Source organism: Pseudomonas sp. HMSC063H08 (genome assembly GCF_001813645.1).
GTDB classification, from domain to species: domain Bacteria; phylum Pseudomonadota; class Gammaproteobacteria; order Pseudomonadales; family Pseudomonadaceae; genus Pseudomonas; species Pseudomonas aeruginosa.
Window position 1 is genome coordinate 1 of sequence record NZ_KV813535.1, and the last position, 202, is coordinate 202.

General features: G+C 65.8%; 1 protein-coding gene. It reads left to right on the forward strand.

Going from position 1 to position 202, the window contains the following annotated elements; genetic code table 11:
- Positions 1 to 38 precede the first annotated feature (38 nt).
- Positions 39 to 202, forward strand: a 164-nt coding sequence (locus tag HMPREF2924_RS34775) for a TIGR03758 family integrating conjugative element protein (RefSeq protein ID WP_253187394.1), incomplete at its 3' end; no start/stop codon positions are given.

Below are 202 nucleotides of genomic sequence, written 5' to 3' on the forward strand. Positions count from 1 at the left end.
GGGAATTACACCCTGCGCGGAGGGCCGATGCCGTGAGCATGAGCGGAGCTCAGACATCAGCGTTCCAGGCCGCCGCTGGCTTTCCTCCATCGGCCGGCGAGGGGCTGTTCATTGGAGCAGCGATGACCTTCCTTCTGCTGTGGTCCGCCTGGGCGATGTACAGCACCTGGCGCGGCTGGGCCACCAACAACCTCGACAGCGC